Annotated in this window: 16 protein-coding genes; 8 read left to right on the forward strand and 8 right to left on the reverse strand. The window is 70.3% G+C overall.

Annotated features, from left to right (window positions below):
* The first annotated feature begins 53 nt into the window (after positions 1-53).
* Positions 54-6,353, forward strand: a complete 6,300-nt coding sequence (locus AWQ71_RS32220) for an RHS repeat domain-containing protein (RefSeq protein ID WP_067140463.1) — start codon at positions 54-56, stop codon at positions 6,351-6,353.
* Between the two features lie 7 nt (positions 6,354-6,360).
* Positions 6,361-6,744: a hypothetical protein gene (locus tag AWQ71_RS32225; RefSeq protein WP_157570708.1), complete on the forward strand. Its 384-nt coding sequence runs from the start codon at positions 6,361-6,363 to the stop codon at positions 6,742-6,744.
* A gap of 100 nt (positions 6,745-6,844) precedes the next feature.
* Here AWQ71_RS32225 and AWQ71_RS32230 read toward each other — a convergent pair whose 3' ends face one another.
* Positions 6,845-7,657, reverse strand: coding sequence for a hypothetical protein (locus tag AWQ71_RS32230; protein ID WP_157570709.1), 813 nt, complete (start codon positions 7,655-7,657; stop codon positions 6,845-6,847).
* Between the two features lie 848 nt (positions 7,658-8,505).
* Between AWQ71_RS32230 and AWQ71_RS32235 the strand changes: the two genes are divergently transcribed.
* The gene (locus AWQ71_RS32235; RefSeq protein WP_067140472.1) at positions 8,506-9,045 is read left to right on the forward strand and encodes a GNAT family N-acetyltransferase; all 540 of its coding nucleotides are present in this window, start codon (positions 8,506-8,508) and stop codon (positions 9,043-9,045) included.
* A gap of 23 nt (positions 9,046-9,068) precedes the next feature.
* Here the strand turns inward: AWQ71_RS32235 and AWQ71_RS44895 are convergent, their stop codons facing one another.
* Positions 9,069-9,281: a helix-turn-helix domain-containing protein gene (locus tag AWQ71_RS44895; RefSeq protein WP_218002051.1), complete on the reverse strand. Its 213-nt coding sequence runs from the start codon at positions 9,279-9,281 to the stop codon at positions 9,069-9,071.
* 59 nt (positions 9,282-9,340) lie between these two features.
* Between AWQ71_RS44895 and AWQ71_RS32240 the strand changes: the two genes are divergently transcribed.
* Positions 9,341-10,123, forward strand: coding sequence for a PIG-L family deacetylase (locus AWQ71_RS32240; RefSeq protein WP_067140475.1), 783 nt, complete (start codon positions 9,341-9,343; stop codon positions 10,121-10,123).
* 32 nt (positions 10,124-10,155) lie between these two features.
* On the opposite strand, the gene AWQ71_RS32245 is transcribed toward AWQ71_RS32240, so the two are convergent.
* The 3 genes from AWQ71_RS32245 to AWQ71_RS32255 form a co-directional block, all read right to left on the reverse strand.
* Positions 10,156-10,830: a molybdopterin-dependent oxidoreductase gene (locus AWQ71_RS32245; RefSeq protein ID WP_067140478.1), complete on the reverse strand. Its 675-nt coding sequence runs from the start codon at positions 10,828-10,830 to the stop codon at positions 10,156-10,158.
* The gene (locus tag AWQ71_RS32250; RefSeq protein ID WP_067140481.1) at positions 10,827-11,426 is read right to left on the reverse strand and encodes a TetR/AcrR family transcriptional regulator; all 600 of its coding nucleotides are present in this window, start codon (positions 11,424-11,426) and stop codon (positions 10,827-10,829) included. Before AWQ71_RS32250 ends, AWQ71_RS32245 begins: the two co-directional genes overlap by 4 nt.
* Positions 11,427-11,530: 104 nt before the next feature.
* Positions 11,531-12,127, reverse strand: a complete 597-nt coding sequence (locus AWQ71_RS32255) for a 3'-5' exonuclease (protein ID WP_067140484.1) — start codon at positions 12,125-12,127, stop codon at positions 11,531-11,533.
* A gap of 251 nt (positions 12,128-12,378) precedes the next feature.
* Between AWQ71_RS32255 and AWQ71_RS32260 the strand changes: the two genes are divergently transcribed.
* The gene (locus AWQ71_RS32260; protein ID WP_067140486.1) at positions 12,379-13,224 is read left to right on the forward strand and encodes a M55 family metallopeptidase; all 846 of its coding nucleotides are present in this window, start codon (positions 12,379-12,381) and stop codon (positions 13,222-13,224) included.
* A 231-nt stretch (positions 13,225-13,455) separates the two neighbouring features.
* Here the strand turns inward: AWQ71_RS32260 and AWQ71_RS32265 are convergent, their stop codons facing one another.
* Together AWQ71_RS32265 and AWQ71_RS42860 are read right to left on the reverse strand one after the other, a co-directional pair.
* Entirely contained in the window at positions 13,456-14,067 is a 612-nt protein-coding gene (locus tag AWQ71_RS32265) for a VOC family protein (protein WP_067140489.1), read from the reverse strand.
* Between the two features lie 73 nt (positions 14,068-14,140).
* Complete coding sequence (locus AWQ71_RS42860; protein ID WP_169806686.1) at positions 14,141-14,305, reverse strand: VOC family protein; 165 nt, start codon at positions 14,303-14,305, stop codon at positions 14,141-14,143.
* 176 nt (positions 14,306-14,481) lie between these two features.
* Here AWQ71_RS42860 and AWQ71_RS32270 point away from each other — a divergent pair, with 176 nt between their 5' ends.
* Together AWQ71_RS32270 and AWQ71_RS32275 are read left to right on the forward strand one after the other, a co-directional pair.
* Positions 14,482-14,703 carry a hypothetical protein gene (locus tag AWQ71_RS32270; protein WP_157570710.1) on the forward strand — a complete coding sequence of 74 codons (222 nt, stop codon included), beginning with the start codon at positions 14,482-14,484 and terminating at the stop codon, positions 14,701-14,703.
* Between the two features lie 10 nt (positions 14,704-14,713).
* Positions 14,714-15,928 carry a hypothetical protein gene (locus AWQ71_RS32275; RefSeq protein ID WP_067140495.1) on the forward strand — a complete coding sequence of 405 codons (1,215 nt, stop codon included), beginning with the start codon at positions 14,714-14,716 and terminating at the stop codon, positions 15,926-15,928.
* A 28-nt stretch (positions 15,929-15,956) separates the two neighbouring features.
* Here the strand turns inward: AWQ71_RS32275 and AWQ71_RS32280 are convergent, their stop codons facing one another.
* Complete coding sequence (locus AWQ71_RS32280; RefSeq protein ID WP_067140497.1) at positions 15,957-17,564, reverse strand: bifunctional NAD(P)/FAD-dependent oxidoreductase/class I SAM-dependent methyltransferase; 1,608 nt, start codon at positions 17,562-17,564, stop codon at positions 15,957-15,959.
* 73 nt (positions 17,565-17,637) lie between these two features.
* Between AWQ71_RS32280 and AWQ71_RS32285 the strand changes: the two genes are divergently transcribed.
* Positions 17,638-18,243: a helix-turn-helix domain-containing protein gene (locus AWQ71_RS32285; RefSeq protein ID WP_067140500.1), complete on the forward strand. Its 606-nt coding sequence runs from the start codon at positions 17,638-17,640 to the stop codon at positions 18,241-18,243.
* Positions 18,244-18,282 lie beyond the last annotated feature (39 nt).

Below are 18,282 nucleotides of genomic sequence, written 5' to 3' on the forward strand. Positions count from 1 at the left end.
TTCCGAACTAGCCCCCGGCCGCCCAGACGAGGCGGCCGGGCGGGAGGTTGTGCATGAAGGGGTTCGCCAACCGCCGTCTCAGACGGCGAGTCGCCGCGGCCACGGTGCTGATCACCGTCGCGGGCTGCCTGGTGGCACCGCAGGCATCGGCCCAGGCCGGGCCGCCCAAGGAACGGCCCAAGGTCGACAGCCTGGAACGTGTGGTCAAGGGAGAGCCGGTCAAGGGACGGCCGCGCACCCCCGACCCGGCGGGCCGGCCGGCCAAGACCAGCGCCGCCTGGCCCGCCGCCGGCCGGGCCGAGGCCAAGGTCGGCACCCAGCCGACCAGGGCGGGTGACCTGCCGGTCAAGGTGGCGGCCCCTGCCCGGGCCACCTCGCGCGCCGCGTCGACGGCCACCACCGCCACGGTCCAGGTCGCCGACCAGGCGCTCGCGAAGCGCGCGGGCGTGGACGGCGTGGTCTTCGCCGTCACCGCCGACGGCGACGTCGGCGTCCAGCTCGACTACGGATCGTTCGCCGCCGCCTACGGCGGCTCGTACGGAAGCCGCCTGCGCCTGGTCAGGCTGCCCGCCTGCGCGCTGACCACCCCGGATGACCCGGCCTGCCGTACGACGACGCCCGTCGAGGCGCACAACAACACCGAGCAGGAGACGCTCTCGGCCGACATCGTGGCGGACGCCACGGCGAAGGCCGCGGCGGCGGAGCCGACCGTGCTCGCCGCCGAATCGGGCGACTCCAGCGACAAGGGCGACTACAAGGCGTCGAAGCTGTCCCCCTCGGCCACCTGGAGCGTCGCCGAGCAGTCGGGCGACTTCTCCTGGGTCTACCCGCTGCGCACGCCCCCCGTCCCCGGCGAGCTGGCCCCCAAGCTGGAGATCGGCTACTCCTCCGGTTCCATCGACGGCCGCACGTCCAACACCAACAACCAGCCGTCCTGGGTGGGCGAGGGATTCGACTACTGGCCCGGGTACATCAAGCGCGCCTACAAACCCTGCTCCGACGACGGCGCCCCCAAGGACCAGTGGGGCACCCCGCCGGGTGACCAGTGCTGGGCCTACGACAACGCCGTGCTCAGCTGGAACGGCAGGGGTGGCGAGCTGGTCCAGGCGTCCGACGGCACCTGGCGGATGAAGAACGACGACGGCACCAAGATCGAGCGGCTCAAGGACACCGGCAAGGCCAACGGCGACGACGACGGGGAGTACTGGAAGCTGACCACGCCGGACGGTGTGCAGTACTTCTTCGGGCTGAACCGGCTGCCCGGGTGGAGCTCGGGCAAGCCGGAGACCGCCTCCGCCTGGACGCACCCGGTCTTCGGCAACGACGCCGGCGAACCCTGTCACGGCTCCACCTTCGCCACCTCCTGGTGCCAGCAGGCGTACCAGTGGAACCTCGACTACGTCGTCGACCCGCACGGCAACGCGATCTCCTACTTCTACACGCAGGAGCGAAACCGCTACGGCCGCAACCTCAAGGCCGCGGACGGCACCCCGTACGTGCGCGGGGGCTGGCTGGACCGGATCGAGTACGGCCAGCGGTCGGACACGCTGTTCACGGCCAAGGCGCCGGCCCGGGTGTCGTTCACCGTGTCGGAGCGCTGCCTGACCACCAGCTCGTTCGACTGCGACCCCAGCAAGATCGCCGCCAACCCGACGAAGTGGCCGGACGTCCCCTACGACCTGAACTGCGAGGACGGCGCCGAGTGCAAGGGCACGCACGGCACCCTGGCGCCCACGTTCTGGTCGCGCAAGCGGCTGACCAGGGTCACCACGCAGGTCGTGAAGACCGACGGCGGCTACCGGGACGTCGACTCCTGGGACCTCGACCACCTGTGGGGCGACGCCGACATCGACCAGGCCCTGCTGCTCAAGTCCATCACGCACACGGGCAAGGCCACGTCACCCGCCGTCGCGCTGCCGCCGGTGACCTTCAACCATGTCCAGCTCCCCAACCGGGTCGACAAGCAGGGCGACGACATCGCGCCGTTCATCAAGTACCGGCTCGGGGCGGTCTATGACGAGTCGGGCGGGCAGATCGACATCAACTACTCCGATGCCGACTGCACCCTGAGCTCGCTGCCGACGCCGGAGACCAACACCAAGCGCTGCTTCCCGGTCAAATGGACGCCGGCCGGATACGAGAACCCGACACTCGACTGGTTCCACAAGTACGTCGTCGCCCAGGTGATACAGAGCGACCGGACCGGCAAGGCGCCGGACGCGTTGACCACCTACGAGTACCTCGACGGCGCCGCCTGGCACTACGACGACGATGACGGGATGACCAAGGAGAAGTACAAGACCTGGTCGCAGTGGCGCGGTTACGGGCGGGTCCGGGTGCGGACCGGCGGCATCGGCGACCTGCGCTCCCAGACCGAGAAGCTGTTCCTGCGCGGCATGGACGGCGACCGCCTGAACCCGAGCGGCGGCGTCAAGAAGGTCACCATCTCGGACGGCGAGGGCGGCAGCGTCGTCGACCAGGACCCGTTACAGGGCTTCCAGCTGAAGGAGACCGTGTACGAGGACACGGGCGGCACGGCGGCGGTCAAGACCGTCAACACGCCCTGGTTCCACCAGACCGCCAGCCGGACCAGGAGCTGGGGAACCGTCACCGCCAACCTCGTCGACGTCGCCAAGACCCACACATGGACCGCGATGGACGGCGGCAAATGGCGCGAGACCGAGACGGTGACGAGCCACGAGAACGTGGCGGGCCTGCCCACCCAGGTCGAGGACAAGGGCGACCTGTCCACGACCGCGGACGACACCTGCACCCGGACCACCTACGCCCAGAACACCACCGCGTGGATGCTGAAATATCCGTCCAGGGTGGAGACGGTGGCGGTCGCCTGCTCGGCCACGCCTGACCGGTCCAAGCAGGTCATCGACGATGAGCGGACCTTCTACGACAACGGCGCGTTCGGAGCGGCCCCGACCAAGGGGGACGTCACCAGGACCGAACGGATCGCGTCCCACAACGGCACCACCGCCACCTACGTGCCCAAGGAGATCTCGACCTACGACGGCTTCGGCCGCGAGGTGACCACCAAGGACGCCCTCGGCAACGTGACCACCACCGCGTTCACCGACACGGCGGGGCTGACCACCCAGGTGCGCACGACGAGCCCGCCGACCGTGCCGGGCGACGCGACCACCTCGCACGTGACCGTGGTGGACAAGGATCCGGCGTTCGGGTTCGAGACCGTCAAACTGGACGCCAACCTCAAGCGCACCGACATGGATTACGACGCGCTCGGCAGGCTGCTCAAGGTGTGGATGCCGGACAGATCCAAGTCCGGCAAGCAGACCCCCAACCTGGAGTTCAGCTACCGGGTCGTCGACGGGGAGATCATCGCCATCGGCACCAGGAAGCTGACCGCGGACGGCGGCCAGACCGCCCCCACGTACGAGCTCTACGACGGGCGGTTACGCCTGCGCCAGACGCAGGAACCGGGCCCGAAGGGCGGGCGGCTGATCACCGACAAGTTCTACGACTCCCGTGGCAACGTCGGCCGCGAGTACGGACAGTACTATTCGACGGGAGCGCCCTCGACGACCCTGTTCGGCGCGTACGACGGCAACGTCGAGTCGCAGAAGGTCTACGAGTTCGACGGCCGAAACCGGGCCACGCTGGAGCGGTTCCTGATCGGGAACGGCGACACCCAGGAGAAGTGGCGCACCGTCACCACCTACTCGGGCGGCCGGGTCTCCGTGGACCCGCCGAAGGGCGACACCCCGGTGACCACGCTGACCGACGCGCGGGACCGGATCGTCGAGATCCGCCAGTATCGGGGCGACTCACCGACCGGCGCCTACGACGCGACCACCTACACCTACACGCCCGCGGGCCGGTTGGCGACCATCAAGGACGCGGCGGGCAACACCTGGACCCACGTCTACGACCAGCGGGGCCGCGAGATCCAGGTGGACGATCCCGACAAGGGCACCACGAAGACCACCTATGACGACCTGGACCGCGTGACGTCCACCACGGACTCCCGCGGCAAGAAGATCTTCACGAGCTACGACGCGCTCGGCCGCAAGACCGCGACCCGCGAGGGCTCCGAGACCGGGCCGATCCAGGCCTCCTGGACCTACGACACCGTACGCAAGGGGCAGGTTTCCACCTCGACACGGTTCGTCGGCGGCCAGGCCTACACGACCACGGTCAACGCCTACGACAACCTGTACCGGGCGATCCGGACCACGGTGACCGTCCCGGCCGTGGAGGGGGACCTGGCGGGCAGCTACGAGTTCAACTCGCAGTACAAACTGGACGGCACCGTCCAGTCGGCCTCGTACCCCGCCGCGGGCGGGCTCCCCGCCGAGACCGTCGTCTACTCCTACGACGAGCTGCGCAGGCCCACCACCACCTCGGGCCTCACGCCGTATGTGACGGCCTCGATCCACAGCCTCACCGGCAAGCCCGAGCAGTACGAGCTGTCGAGTGGCGGCAAGAAGACGTGGCTGACGTACGCCTACGAGTACGGCACGCAGCGCCTGCATTCCTCACGGGTCGACCGCGAGGACATCGCCGGAGTCGACCGCGACGCCACATACGCCTATGACGCGGCCGGCAACATCACGATGATCTCCGACGTGTCCCGGGGAGGCACGGACACCCAGTGTTTCCAGTACGACTACCTGCGCAGGATGACCGAGGCGTGGACGCAGGGCACCGCCGCGTGCGGGGCCACCCCCGGCTCGATCGGCGGCGTCGCACCGTACTGGCAGTCCTTCGCCTACGACGTGACGGGCAACCGCACCAAGGAGGTCGAGCACGGTTTCGGCGGCGCCGCCGACACCGTCCGGGACTACAGCTACCCGGCGGCGGGGCAGCCCAGGCCGCACGCCCTGGCCACGGTCACCCAGACCGGCGCCGCCGGTAACCGCGTCGAGGAGTACGGCTACGACGACGTGGGCAACACCGACAGAAGGAAGATCGGCGCGGTCGACCAGGTGCTCGAATGGGACACCGAGGGTCACCTCAGCAAGGTCACCGACGGCGGAAAGGTCACCTCCTTCCTCTACGACGCCGACGGGAACCGGCTGATCCGCCGCGACCCGACCGGTACCACGCTCTACCTGCCGGGCATGGAGCTGCGCCTGGACAAGACCACCGCGAAGGTCGAGGCCACCCGCTACTACACCCACGACACCGTCGCGGTGGCGGTGCGCACCACCAAGGGCGTCAGCTTCCTGGCCGACGACCAGAACGGCACGGCCGAACTGGCGATCAACGCGACCACCCAGCAGGTCACCCAGCGGCGCTTCAAGCCGTTCGGGCAGGTGCGCGGCGCGCCACCGGGGGCCTGGCCCGGAGAGAAGGGCTTCGTCGGCGGCAGCGCCGACGAATCGACCGGGCTCACCCACCTGGGCGCGCGCGAGTACGACCCGGCGACCGGCAGGTTCATCAGCGTCGACCCGGTGATCGACAACCATGATCCGCAGCAGATGAACGGGTATGCCTACGCCAACAACAACCCGATCACCTTCAGCGACCCCGACGGCAGGTTCTGGGGCAACCCGTTGGCGCTCCTGCTGGCGCTGCTGGCGCTCCTGCTGGCCCTCCTCAGCAAACCCAGCGGTGGCGGCGGCCGCGGCGGTGGCGGTGGCGGCCACGGCGGTGGCGGTGGCGGTGGCGGCGGCCACAGCGGTGGTGGCTGGAGCGCGCCGCATCGTCAGAGCCCGAGCTTCGGCTCCACAGTGAAGAGCAACGCGCTCAGCAGCGTCGACCCACGCAAGTTCACCGCTCTCGGCTGGCTCGCGTACGGGCTCGGCGGCCCCGCCGACGCCCTGGGCACGTGGGGGGAGAACGTCAAGGAAAGCGGCCGCGTCATGGCCGGCCTCTACAAGCTCAAATCCGTCAGCTATCCGGAGGGCAACTGGCTGACCAAGTGGCTCTGGAAGGGCTTGAGCTCCTGGTACGACGCCAAGGCGAACAGGGTGGAAGCCCGCGGGATCAAGTGGGGTAGCCGGCTGGGCAAGGCCGGCAAGTGGCTCGGCAGGTTCGGCGTGGCGGCGACCTTCGTCGACGGCGCCGCCACCCAGTGGAACAACGACTCGGGCAAGGACATCAACACCGGCGAGAAGGCCGTCCGGGCGGGGATCCGTGGAGCGGCCGTCGCCGGCGGCGCCTACGCCGGGGCTAGTATCGGGGCAGCCGCCTGCAGCCCCGGGGTCGTGCTCGCCGCCGTCTGCGGAGCCGCGGGTGCCTACGTCGGCGGCCTGGTCGGCGGCCTGGCGGGCGACACGTTGATCGCAGGCTACGACAAGCTGCGCGGCCCGGCGATCAGCGTCGGCAAGTCGATCGGGTCCGGAATCAAGAAGGGATGGCACCATCTCTTTGGATGAGATCAGCGTGGCGGTAGGTTACCCGCACGCGCCGGTGTGGGCGGTGCTCGTCACCGCCCTGCTGGCAATCATCGGGTTCGTCAACCATGTCCGGTTCGTCCGCAGCGGCCCGGAGAGCTCCTGGGCGTCCCGCTACTTCGACGAGGACAACGCGAAGGAGTGGCGCAACCTGCCCTTCGCCCAGCTACCCGGTGCGATCATGATGTCCATGTGGGCGATCATGTTCGCCTACACCTGGGTCTCGGGGGACGAGACGATCGACGCCCTCATGGCCCTGTTCATCTTCGCCTCGCTGGTGTTCGGCGGGATCGCGGTGAAGCGGCTGTATCGGCCGCCGCGCCGCGCGAAACCGAGCTGGCTGGTCGAAGCGGAGACCCGGCGCGACAGCTGAGGCATCCGAAAACGCCCGCTCACCCTCCTGCGAGAGTGAGCGGGCGTCCGCACTTCCGGCGGGATTCACGTAGGCGGCACCGGCACTTCTGACCTGCGGACTACTTGCACGACCAGGTCTTGTGCGCCCGCTTCATGACGTGCTTGCGGGGTACGGCGTGCTGGACGTATGTCGTGCGCTCGATGAACGCGCGTCGCATGCGCGGGTGCTTGGTGACGCGCACTTCCTTGACGTAGGCCCGGTGCATCCGGGGCTGGGTGACGCGCACTTTCTCGACGTAGGCCCGGTGCATGCGGGGCTGGGTGACGCGGACTTCCTTGACGTAGGCCTTGTGGAGTGTGGGGCGGTGGACGTACATCGGGCGTTCGACGTATGCGCGTCGCATGCGCGGGTGCTTGGTGACGCGGACTTCCTTGACGTAGGCCCGGTGCATCCGGGGCTGGGTGACGCGGACTTTCTCGACGTAGGCCTTGTGGAGTGTGGGGCGGTGGACGTACATCGGGCGTTCGACGTATGCGCGTCGCATGCGCGGGTGCTTGGTGACGCGGACTTTCTCGACGTAGGCCCGGTGCATCCGGGGCTGGGTGACGCGGACTTCCTTGACGTACGCCCGGTGCATCCGCGGGTGCTTCGCGACGCGGACTTCCTTGACGTAGGTCCTGCGGTACTTCGGCTTCTCGACGTAGAGGCGCTCCTGGACGATCACCTTGCGGACGGCCCGCGTCTTCGTATGACGGTAGTGCCGGGTCCCGCAGCCCTTTTCTGACCAGCAGCTGATTACGGAGCCCGTGACGTTCGACGCGGCGATCGCAGAGGGGGCGACGGACGCGTTCGCGGGCTGGGCGGAGATGGCCATCGGTACGGTGAGGGCGGAAGCCACCATGACGCCGGCGGCGAGAGCTTGTCTGAGCATGAAGATCACTCCGTGTGGTGGTGATGGTTCCACGCTCCCGCTCATGCGCGGGGCTGTGTCTCACGTGACACCGGACCTGCTGGATGCTCGGCCTGGTCTCAGTCACTACTGATTGACGGAGCGTCGAATCGGTCGCCCGGGATGACGCCGAAACGGCGGGTTGACCTGTCCTCACGGTAGAGCGCGCCACGCCGGGCCGGACACCCGTAACAGGCAAAGGGGTCGATTGGGGCTGATTACCTCTTTTCGGAAACAGAATTCGGGGCTCCGATGCGTCACCGCGGTTCCGCGCCGTTCTGGGCGGGACGATGGCCTCGCCCACGTATTGATAACCACCTGTCTCGCCAAACGTTCTCATCCGTGCGGATCGGAATGATCAACCGGAGCTATGCAGGCCGTTCGTCAGGCCGAACTGGACAGGCCCGGCGAGGGCACTCCCTGCGGCGTCCTCGTCGGCGAGGGGCCGAGGAGGAAGAAAGCGCATCGGTGACGCTCGTTCAACCGAGCACGGTCTGGTCGCACTGACAGACCCGCGTCGTTAATTCATCGCCGCACGGAAATGGCCGTCCGCGCGATTCTCTCCGCATGATTTCCGGAGAATGCGCCGGTCACAATCAGGAACAGCTTGAAGAAGTGTCGCGTGGTGGCCGGCGCCACGCGGGTCGAGTCGGACCCGCCCGTCCCGAGGCGCTGGGCCACGCAAACCCATTCGTCCAGTGCTCTGACCGCACAGGTTCGCCGGGTCGGTGGTCGCTTCGTTCACCCTGGGAGCGACCTGCGTTTCCAGGTGGCGGTGTCACGAAGAAAAGCGATTGCCTCGGGGCCAGAGCTCATGTTGGCTGGGCGGCATGGCCGAACTGCGTACCGATCGCCTCATCTTGCGCCGATGGCGTGACTCCGACCTTGAACCGTGGGCGGCGATGAATGCCGATCCCGAGGTCCGGGAGCACTTGGGCGACCTGCTTACCCGCGAACAGAGCGATGCCTCCGTGTCGCAATTTCAGGCCGAGTTCGACCAGCGAGGCTACGGGTGGTGGGCGGTTGAGGTGGAGGCCACGGGCGAGTTCATCGGCTTCGCCGGCTTGGATGAAGTGGACGACTACATGCCGTTCACAGGAGTGGAGATCGGCTGGCGGCTCGCCCGCTCGGCCTGGGGCCAGGGCTACGCTACCGAGGCTGCGCTGACAGTCCTGGCCCACGGCTTTGACACTCTTGAGCTTCCTGAGATCCTCGCTGTCACAACGGCCACCAACCTTCGTTCCCAGGCGGTGATGCGCCGGATCGGCATGACCCGGGACCCGGCCGACGACTTCGACGACCCCACCGAGCCCGAAGGGCCACTGCGTCCGAACGTGCTGTACCGCATCGCCCGTAGTGCGAGGATCTGACGTTCTCCGCCGGGGTCGTTTGATCAGGCTGCGGCGGCGACGGGGCGTCCGATCTCGTTGAACCGGTGGATCACATCCCGCACGGTGTCCTCGTCAGCCTGCACCAGCCGGGCAATCACCGGAACACGGTTCCCACCGTCCGAGGCCGGCACCATCACCGCGCGCCGATGGCGAAAAGAGCGGCAGGGCAACAGGATCCGCCGCGGCAACCCGGTGGCTCTGGCACTGTGGATCATCAACAGGCAATGGGTTGCCGGCGCTGCGATCGGCGGCCATTGGTGATGAGGAGACCGTAGTGGACTTCGGTTTGCTGTGCGTGCATGCCCACCCGGACGACGAGGCGATCTGGACAGGCGGGACCCTGGCCAGGTACGCCGACGAGGGTGCCAGAACCGCGGTTGTGACCTGCACCTGGGCGGAGGGCACCCGCCGGGCCGATGAGCTGGAGCGCTCCCTCGCCATCCTCGGCGCCGACAAGCCGAGGCTGCTGGGCTACGCCGACGCGCACAAGCCCGAGTCCGCACCTGGCAGCCCGCGCTTCCTGGACGTGCCGCTCGACGAGGCGGTGGGACGACTGGTCGAACACATCAGGGATGTCCGACCCGATGTCGTGCTCACCTTCGACGGGTACGGAAGCTACGGGCACCCCGACCACATCCACGCGCACCGGGTCACGATGGCCGCGGTCGAAGCGGCTGGTTACGACCAGCTCTACCCCGACGCCGGCGCCCCCTGGCGACCACGCGCTCTCTACCTGGCGACCATCCCGCGCTCCGTTGTCGTGTCTCACTGGCAGGAGGTCTTCGGAGCCGCCCCCGATCCGGGACAGACGCTGCCGGGCGTCCCTGACGACCAGGTCACCACCCACCTCGACGTGACACCCTGGGCCGACCGCAAATGGGCGGCGATGCAGGCGCACGAGTCCGAGGTCGAGCGCGGCGCGTCGATGACTCTGCTGACCACGCTGCCGGAGCGGGCCCGTGCCCAGATGCTGTCGAACGAGTGGTACCGGCGCGTCGTCTACACCGGGGACCCCGAAACCACCCTTTTGCCGCCACGGGGGGACCACCGCGGGTGAGGATGGCGATCGTCGACCGGATTCGACGAGAGTCAGACGCCGGCGGATCCCCGGTCGGAGACGTCGCCGTCGTAACGGCGGCGCACGCGGGGGACGAGCCCGCGCCAGACCCGCCGCCAGATCCAGCCCGGGAGCAGCGCGCTGCGTTCCTCCCTCTCGACCCGGCCCCTGCGGTGGCCCAGCGGGCCCGCCGATCCGGGGTCGTAGCTCAGCCGGTACTCCACCGCGCACACATGCCGGACGCTTTTGTAGCCGTAGTGCGCGGGAGCGACCAGACGCGCCGGAGCGCCCTGATCCCCGGTCAACGGCACCCCGTCGAGAGTGTCCGCGAGCAGGACGTCCTCGGCGAGCGCGTCGGCCAGCGCCAGACAGCTCCGGTAGCCGTCCAGCCCCGTGAAGGTCACCCAGGCGCACCTCGGATGCGGACGCACCCGTGCCGCGAGCGCCTCGTGCACCGCCCTGAACGGGACGCCGCCCCAGCGCAGACCGGTCGCGCTCCAGGTCGTCACGCAGTGCAGGTCGCCGACCTGCTCCCGGCGGCCCGGTAGGGCGAGTAACTCGGCGAGGTCGATCTGGATCGGCCTTCGTACCACGCCCGACACCGACAGCACCGGCCGGGCAGGCACCTCCGGGCGCACCCCGGCGAACCGGGGCAGGCCGAACCTCCGCAGCGGAGCCGGTGACTGGCCACGAGGCAGACCGCTCACGAGTCCGCCTCCGGCGTCGCCGCGGCGCCCGCCGCCCGGCCGCGGTTTCTCGTCCCGCTGGCCGGTGCCAGGCGCATGGTCAGCTCGTACACCTCGCGCAGGTCGCCCGCCGCCATCGGCGGGACCACCTGACCCGCGCCGATCAGCACCAGGTAGAGCAGGCGCGCCATGGGTACGGCGTCGGCCTCGGCGCCGCCGGCCTCCCGCCACAACGACCGCAGGTAGTCCAGGCGCAGAGCGTCCACGCGTTCCTGCGTGGCCCGGACCTCGCCGTCCTGCGCCGCCCAGGCCCGTACGGCGATCTCCACACGGGAGCGTTCGTCCTCTTCGGCCAGGACCAGGGTGAGGAGGCGCTCCAGCCTGGCGAGGGGAGAGCCGCCCGAACGTTCCACCTGGTCGATGTAGCGGGTGGTGTACTCCGCCGCGAAGTGCGCGAGAAGCCCCGTCTTGAACCCCGCCATGCCCGTGAAGTGGTGGTAGAAGGAGCCCTTCGTGAGATCGAGCCGTCCGCAAAGCCGCTCGATCGTCAGCGCGGGCGCCCCCTTCTCGCTCAGCACCGTGAGCCCCGCCTCAAGCCAGTCCTGCCTGCGCGCCATGTGCACGTCCCGTCGCTTTCGTCCTGCTTCGGACATACCATACGGTACGGTATGGCGCTTTGGGCGCGCGGGCCGGTAGCGCTCGGGCAGCTATCGCGAGAGTGTCACCACAAGGTTGGTTCCTCGTGGCGTGGAGAGGCGAGGCCCGGCGGGACGGCCGCCGCGGTGAGGGCGTCCCACGAGGGGTAGTGGCGGGCGAGGTCGAGCAGGAGCAGCGCGGTGGCGTGCGCGTCGAATCCCGCCCGGTGGCGCCGGCCGTCGACGCCGGTCAGCGGGATGGCGGCGTAGGCGAGCAAGGCGTCCAGCGTGTACCGCGGGGCGGCCGGATAGGTGGCGCGGGCCAGGCGCAGGGTGTCGATGACCCCCGCGGGCTTCCAGCCGGGTAGGTGGCGGCGCAGCACGTTGTAGTCGGCGCCGGCGTTGTGAGCGGCGATCCACGTGTGCCGGAGGTGCGCGTGGACGGCGGGGGCGACCTCCTCCCAAGAGGGGGCGCCCGCCACGTCCTGGTTGGTGATGCGGTGGACGCGGGTGGCGAACCGGGTGATGGGCCGGGGCGGCCGGACCAGGGTGCGGCATGCCGACTCCGGAACCGGCCGTCCGGCGGCGATGGGGACGGCGGCGACCTCGACGAGGTCGGGCGGGGTGGCCCCGTTGCCCTCCACATCGACGACGAGCAGGTGGGGCCAGGTGCCGAAGTCCATGGGTGCGTCCTCGCGGGGTTGTCGGCCGATCGTCTGGGTGCTGCTGCGGGCTGGGCTCCACGGTGCCGGGCCGGTCGGGTCGGGGGAAGCACCCCACGGGTGTGGCGGCCGCCGCCCGCCGAGGATGCTGCCCCCGGGCTGTGCGGGACACCCAAGGCGGGCACTCAGCTTCGGTCTCGACGCCAAAGCCTGCCGTCCCTCCGGGGTGACACCCTGTGAACGACGGCCAAGGACGAGGCAAGGAGTAGCCAGTGCGGGTCTACATCTCCATCGACATGGAGGGCGTGGGCGGCATCGCCACCATGGACCAGATCGTCCGCGGCGGCCATGGGTATCCGCGATCGCAGCGGCTGATGACCGCCGAGGCCAACGCCGCCATCGAGGGCGCGTTCGAGGCCGGAGCCGACAGCGTGCTGATCAACGACAGCCACGGCACCATGGACAACCTGCTGCACGACGAACTCGACCCGCGGGCCCGGCTGATCTTCGGCAGTCCCAAGCTGGACTGCATGGCCGAAGGCATCTCGGCCGAGCACGACGTGGCCATGTTCCTCGGCTACCACGCCGCCGCCGGCTCGCCCGGCGTGCTCGCCCACACTTACTCCTCGCACTTCTACGAGGTACGACTGAACGGCCGGCAGGTGTCGGAGGCCGAGGTCAACGCGTTGCAGGCCGCCGCGGTCGGCGTCCCGGTGGGGTTGCTCACCGGCGACGACGTCATCTGCGGCGTCGCGGAGAAGGCCTTCCCCGGCGTGCGCACGGTCGCCGTCAAGATCGCGCACGGGCACACCGCCGCGGACAGCCTCTCCCCGACCGAGGCCAGGCGGCTCATCCGGGAGGCGGCGGCGGAGACCGTACGGGGGGCCGGGGAGCTGGCGCCGCTCCAGCTGCCCGAGACCCTCGAGCTGGAGATCGACATGCCGAGCACGCCCGCTGCCGAGATGGGGGCGCAGATCCCCGGCGTGCGCAGGATCGCCGACAAGACGCTCGCCGCCACCTTCGCCACGCCCCGCGAGGTTCTGGGCTGCGTCACGCTCTGCTACCACTTCGCCGCCGAGGCCATGATCAGCCGGATGGCCCTGTTCAGCCGCCGATAGCGCCGGGACCGGCAAGGTTCGCCGGCACCCTTCCGCCCGGCGACCTGGTGACCGAGCTGCAGGAAGCGGTGACGCGCCGCAGGTAGCGGTCGACCCGTGGATCTCCGCGGCATGACGCATGCCCGGAGATCCACCGCCGGCTTGTTGAGTCCCCGCGCGGTTGCGAACGCCGTTGGCGGCACCGGCCCGCACCTGCGTGATGATGCTGTCGAGGTCGCACCGCCGCCTGCATCAGACGGATGCGGTCTCCCAGACGAACCCGTCCGGGTCGGTGAAGGGCCCCGCACCGCCGCCGATCACGATCCGGTGCGATCCCGCGCCCTCCTGGGAGACGCCGGTGTCCTTGGCGAGGGCGCGGCGCGGGTAGAGCGCCAGCGTGACGGCCGACGACGGAGCGTCGAACTCGACATACTTGCCGCCGAAGCTCTTGGCCACGGCCAGGCCGCGGTCGACATAGAACCGCTTGCTCGCCTTGACGTCCTCCACTCCCAGGAGGAGCGCGACCTGGTCGATGTGCCGGGTGGCAGGGCCAGTGTCCTTCTTCTTCGAGGTCGCGACCTTGCAGATCGTCCCGTCCGGGGCGCGTACGACGCCGCCGTAGCCCCAGAAACCCTTCGTGGCCGGCTTCAGCGTCGTGGCGCCGGCGTCGAGGGCGGCGCTGATGACCGCGTCGACGTTGCCCGGCTGGGACACCACGAGTGACAGCGCGAACCCACGGAAGCCGGTCGTCGGCGCGTCCGAGGCGCGTACGTTCACATAAGCGTCCAAACCGAAGGCTTTGTAGAAGGCGTCCGCGGCCGCGGAGTCGGGGACTTCCAGGGTGACAGATTCGAAGGAGGTCATGGCAGGTCCTTTGCGCGAGGGGTTCGTCGTCTTGTCGGGGGCCGGTACTCGGCGGATAGGGGCAGGCCGACGCTCAGCGGTCCTGGATCAGCCCGAGGACGTTGCCATCGGGGTCGATGACGGTGGCCACCAGGCGGCCGCCGCCGACCTCGTGCGCGGCCTCCTTCACGGTGGCCCCCGCGGCGGTCACGACGGGGTGCAGCACGGTCTTGATTCCCTGAGTGGAAGAGCCGGTCATGGTCACTCCTGTAGTGGTGGGTCGTATCGACTCGCTGTGTAGGTGTGCACAGCTTCGCTTCCGACCTGCCCACTCCACATCCGTGGCGACCACGGAACCGCCCACGGATCGACGGCACGGATCGCATGGTGGCCACCACGGAAGAGAACGCGGAGGGGGTGCGGCAAACTGGGGCAGTGGTGGCAGAAGTGGAGATCTCGCCTCGGGAAGCCGAGGTGCTGGATCTGGTCGGGGCCCATCTCAGCAACCCGGTCGCCGATGCCATCGTGGAGCGAGCCGAAGCCCTGCTCGACGGCGACCAGGAGGCGCTGCTCGCCACGGCGGACGCGCTCGCCGCCCTCGGCCTCGCCCCGATGACCTTCGCCCCGACACCGATGATGACCGCAGAGCGATCGTGATGGAGGACGTGTGGGAACGGAGCAGGACCCGCTTGGACCGGCCGGCCTCGGCGACGCTCGCGCCCGGCGCCGTGGACTCGGGACGCGCGGCCGGGTGGCCCTGGTCGTGATCGGTGTCATGGCCGTCGCGTCGGGGGCCATCGCCGTCGTCCGAGTCGGCCACCGTACCGACGTTCCCGGGCAGAGCGCGGGGTCGGTGACGCCCGGTACGGCGGAGCGGACGGCCGGCGCCGCCGACGAGCAGGTCCGGGACGCGAGGGTCCGGGACGCGCGGACGGTGTGGCCGGAGGCGGTCGCGTCGCTCCCGAAGACGTCCGCGGACGGACTCGGCTATCGGCCGGTCACCGCGCTCGGACCCACCGAGATCCTCCTCACCGCCGGGCCGTCGTTCGAGGAGCCGAACCGGTTCGACGTCTACGACATGAAGACGGGCCGGAGCCGGACCCTCGTCACGTTGGTTCCCGAAGCCGACGGATACGTCCAAGGGGGCGTGGAGGTGGGCGAGGACTACATCGCGTGGTACGGCAGGAGGCCGAAAGAGCCGCGGAGCTGGGTGGACTTCTGGGTGGCCCCCCGCCAGGGCGGGGATCCGATCCGGGTCGGCGAGGTGACCGGCGAGCTCGCGGGGATCGACCGCTTCGGGGTGAGCGCGGACCACGTCGTCTGGTCGCCCGAGGCCGGCGGCGTGTACCGCATGCCGATCGGCGGCGGCAAGCCGGAGAAGATGTCGGAAACGGAGGGGTTGTGGCTGGCGTCGTGGCCGTGGGCCCGCAACGTTCCGGCGGCGAGCGACATCGAGACGGGGCTGCCGGACACCAACCAGAACGTGCTTGCCGACCTGCGCACCGGCGTGCGCCAGAACATGATCCCGCTGCCGGACGTCACCGGTCTGCGCTGCTCCACGGAGTGGTGCGTCGGCCGCCAGGGCGGGGGAGCCGTCGCCGTACGCGTCGACGGTCGGGACCTGAGCCGTGTGCCGGGGACCATGACCGAGCCGGAGGTCTACGGCGGCCGCTTCGTCGAGGTGTACCGGGACACGACGAGCATGATCTACGACCTCGCCACAGGGAAGGCGGGCGGGATCACGGCGCCCAGCCCGGACGGGAAGTCGGGCTCGTACGGGCAGGGCGCCTCGTCGTCGCCCACCCAGGTCTTCTTCTGGGAGGCGAAGCCGGGCGACGACTACGACGTCCTCAACCTGGCCGCGATCCCGGAACTGGAGTGAGCGTCGTCACGAGCTGAGCCGTACCACGTCAGACGGCGGGCGTCCGGGTGTCGAGCGAGCGGCGGCGGGCGACCAGGACGGCGTCGTGGACGGTGATGGGTTGCCCTTGCGGGTCCGTCACCGGGCGCGGGCGGCTCTCGGCCGCCAGCACCTGCCACGCGGCGGGGTCCAGCTCGGCGGCGATCTCCTCGCCGGTGAACATCGCGTCCGGGAACACCCCGCGGCGGGCGGTGGTCCAGAGGTCGGACGGGTGATGTCCGACGATCAGCAGGATCCCGCCGGGAGCCACCGCGGCGGCCAGCCGCGCGTACAGGTCCCGCCGCGCGTCGCCGGGCAGGTGCATGAACTGCGCCGACACCAGGTCGTACGCGCCCTCGGCGGGCGGCTGGTCGCGCAGGTCGGCGTGCGTCCACGTGATGTGGTCGGCGATCCCCGCGCCCGCGGCGGCGGCGTGGGCCGCGGCCCGCTCAAGCGCGGTGGTGGAGATGTCGGCCGCGGTGACGCGCCACCCGCGTTCGGCGAGCCAGATCGCGTCGGCGCCCTCGCCGCAGCCGACGTCCAGCGCACGTCCGGGGGTGAGCTCGGCGGCCTCGGCGACGAGCTGCGGGTTGGGGCGGCCACTCCACAGCGCCGGGCGGGCGCGGTAGCGCTCCTCCCAGGCATCCCGCTCGAACATCGTCCGCGCCTGGTCCCGGTACGCCTCGACGGCGTCGCGGGTGTCCTCGGCGATGAGGTCGGCGTTGATCGCGGCGCCGGCCGTCAGGCCCGCGGTGGCGGACGCGATCACCTGAGCCTGTACGTCGGCCACGTTGCCCGCCACCCAGACGCCGGGGACGGCGGTGGCTCCGGTCGGGTCGGCGGGGACCCGGGTGCCGACGACGTGGCCGCCGATCTCCACCTCGACCGTTTTCAGCCCGAGTGACTCCAGCACGTCGGCGCGGGCGGACAGCCGCGACGCGACCACCACCGCGTCGAGCGTGACGACCTCGCCCGAGGCCAGCCGTACGCCGGTGAGCGTGTCGCCGTCCGTCTCCACCCCCGCGACCGGACCGTCCACGACGACGATCCCGCGCGCCGCCAGCCGCTCGGCCCGCTCCGTGTCCGGCGGCGGGGTGTGGTGCAGCAGGACCAGTACGTCCGGGCTCCACTGCCGCCACATCTCCGCCTGGTGCCAGGCCAGTGGCCCGGTCGCCAGGACGCCGATGCGCCGGTCGCGGACCTCCCATCCGTGGCAGTACGGGCAGTGCAGCACGTCGCGCCCCCAGCGCTCGGCCAGCCCCGGCACGTCCGGCAACTCGTCCACGACGCCGGTGGTCACCAGGAGCCGCCGCGCCCGCACGTGGCGCGCGTCGTCCAGCGTCACCAGGAAGCCGTCGCCGTCCTTCGCGGCGGTCTCGGCCCGCCCGCTGACGATCTGCCCGCCGTACCGGGTCACCTCGTCCCGCCCGGCCGCCGCCAGCTCGGCGGGCGGCGTGCTCTCCCGGCCCAGGTAGTTGTGCACGTGGCCGGCGGGCGCGTTGCGCGGCCGTCCCTCGTCGACCACCAGCACCGACCGCCGCGCCCGGGCCAGCGCCAGGGCGCCGCTGAGTCCGGCCGCGCCGCCGCCCACCACGACCACGTCGTACGTCTCGTCCACCGTGGGACTCCTCTCGCTCGTGGGTCTATACGCTGCTCTCTCGCCTGCCGGACGGACAAGTTATCTTGCCGATATGGCAAACACCGACGACGCCGCGGTCCTGGCCGCCGTGGGCCCGCGGCTGCGCGCGCTGCGCAAGAAACGCGGCATCACCCTGACCCAGCTCGCGGAGGCCACCGAGATCTCGGCCAGCACCCTGTCCCGGCTCGAATCCGGCGAGCGTCGGCCCAACCTGGAGCTGCTGCTGCCGCTCGCCCGCGCCTACCAGGTGCCGCTCGACGAGCTCGTCGGCGCGCCGCAGGTCGGTGACCCGCGGGTGCGGTTGAAGCCGATCAAGCAGTGGGACTCGACGATCATGCCGCTGACCCAGCACGCCGGCGGGCCGCAGGCGTTCAAGATGATCATCAACACCACCCGCAGCACGCCCGACCCGCGTACGCACGAGGGCTACGAGTGGCTGTACGTACTGAGCGGGAAGTTGCGGCTGGTGCTCGCCGATCACGACATCGTGCTCAGAACGGGGGAGGCCGCGGAGTTCGACACCCGGCTGCCGCACTGGTTCGGCAGCACAGGGGAGGCGCCGGTGGAGGTCCTCAGCCTGTTCGGGCCGCAGGGCGAACGCATGCACGTCCGCACGAAGCCGCGCGGCGCGTCGTCCCGCGACGCCGTCCCGGACTGACGCCCGGTCCCCGCGGACGGGGTGGCGTGCGAGGCCGTC

The sequence above is a fragment of the Microtetraspora malaysiensis genome, assembly GCF_001528665.1.
GTDB lineage: Bacteria > Actinomycetota > Actinomycetes > Streptosporangiales > Streptosporangiaceae > Microtetraspora_A > Microtetraspora_A malaysiensis.

What these genes read in the sequence shown, in the direction of transcription:
- AWQ71_RS32220 (WP_067140463.1), top strand. Translation starts at nt 54, where the DNA reads ATGAAGGGGTTCGCCAACCGCCGTCTCAGACGGCGAGTCGCCGCGGCC.
- AWQ71_RS32230 (WP_157570709.1), bottom strand. Translation starts at nt 7,657, where the DNA reads ATGCTCAGACAAGCTCTCGCCGCCGGCGTCATGGTGGCTTCCGCCCTC.
- AWQ71_RS32235 (WP_067140472.1), top strand. Translation starts at nt 8,506, where the DNA reads ATGGCCGAACTGCGTACCGATCGCCTCATCTTGCGCCGATGGCGTGAC.
- AWQ71_RS44895 (WP_218002051.1), bottom strand. Translation starts at nt 9,281, where the DNA reads ATGATCCACAGTGCCAGAGCCACCGGGTTGCCGCGGCGGATCCTGTTG.
- AWQ71_RS32250 (WP_067140481.1), bottom strand. Translation starts at nt 11,426, where the DNA reads ATGGCGCGCAGGCAGGACTGGCTTGAGGCGGGGCTCACGGTGCTGAGC.
- AWQ71_RS32255 (WP_067140484.1), bottom strand. Translation starts at nt 12,127, where the DNA reads ATGGACTTCGGCACCTGGCCCCACCTGCTCGTCGTCGATGTGGAGGGC.
- AWQ71_RS32265 (WP_067140489.1), bottom strand. Translation starts at nt 14,067, where the DNA reads ATGACCTCCTTCGAATCTGTCACCCTGGAAGTCCCCGACTCCGCGGCC.
- AWQ71_RS42860 (WP_169806686.1), bottom strand. Translation starts at nt 14,305, where the DNA reads ATGACCGGCTCTTCCACTCAGGGAATCAAGACCGTGCTGCACCCCGTC.
- AWQ71_RS32285 (WP_067140500.1), top strand. Translation starts at nt 17,638, where the DNA reads ATGGCAAACACCGACGACGCCGCGGTCCTGGCCGCCGTGGGCCCGCGG.